The following is an 887-nucleotide window of genomic DNA, read 5'->3' as shown; positions in this document are numbered from 1 at the left end:
GATGGGATAAAAACTACACTACCTCTTTTTCGCGATCTTATTAATAATCAAGATGTTGCTGATGGTAATTATAATATTCACTGGCTAGAAAATTACCTTGCTCATCAATCAAAGTCTTCAGATTCGTAATTCGATAGCAAAACGGTGCATTCTTATAAAAGATTCTATAAGATATCAACATAAGGATAGTTCCAACCTTGCTGTAAAAAGTGGAAAAAAGGAAATAAATTGGTTATTTTTTATATAGTTTTCTTTTAATATGCATAAAATTTAATAATTTTCTGTTTTCCTTTTTGTTAGTTTGTGCTAACTCCTACATGGTTACGCCCTTATAGCTCAGTTGGTAGAGCACCTGATTTGTAATCAGGGGGTCGGGAGTTCGAGTCTCTCTGGGGGCACCATTTTATTTCTTAAATATATTGAAATATATAGATTTTTTCTTTAAATAGCTATTTTCAGACCACCTTTTAGACCACCTTCTACAGTTTATATAATTTTACCTAATTTGTTCTTATTTGCTCCGTATTTTTCTTTGGAGTAAAAGCTAGGATCTCTTTTTTTCTCCATCTCACTGCTCTCCCTAGCTTATATGGCTCCGGAAACAACCCCTGAAGCACCCAATTGCGAATCGTTGTGGTTGATACACTAAAAAGCTGTGCACACTCACGTGTCGTTACATATCTATCTCCATCATCAAATATCATCTCATTACCTTTCTCTTTTTTATATTAATTAAATGGGTGGGAGTGCTGGAAGGCATGTGAAGCACTCCAACTTTTAAAAATTTGCAAGTTTATTTTTTAGATGTGCTTAATTTCATATTTCCAATCAGGCAATTGAGTAAGAGCTAATGCGAGTTGTCCTCTATGACACATGCATACATTGGC

General features: G+C 34.2%; 1 protein-coding gene and 1 tRNA gene. One reads left to right on the top strand and one right to left on the bottom strand.

Annotated features, from left to right (window positions below; genetic code table 11):
* Positions 1-325 precede the first annotated feature (325 nt).
* Positions 326-401: transfer RNA gene (locus ACFIO3_RS14240), tRNA-Thr, on the top strand.
* A gap of 99 nt (positions 402-500) precedes the next feature.
* On the opposite strand, the gene ACFIO3_RS14235 is transcribed toward ACFIO3_RS14240, so the two are convergent.
* A complete protein-coding gene (locus ACFIO3_RS14235; RefSeq protein WP_375606917.1) occupies positions 501-704 on the bottom strand; it encodes a helix-turn-helix transcriptional regulator in 204 nt (67 codons plus the stop codon).
* Between the last annotated feature and the right edge of the window lie 183 nt (positions 705-887).

Source organism: Bartonella sp. AD328YNZD, from assembly GCF_042196425.1.
The sequence above is the reverse complement of the archived record's forward strand: the minus strand, read 5'-3'. Positions and strand labels throughout refer to the sequence as shown.

Coding starts and splice junctions, on each gene's coding strand:
- ACFIO3_RS14235 (WP_375606917.1), bottom strand. CDS start 704: ATGATATTTGATGATGGAGATAGATATGTAACGACACGTGAGTGTGCA.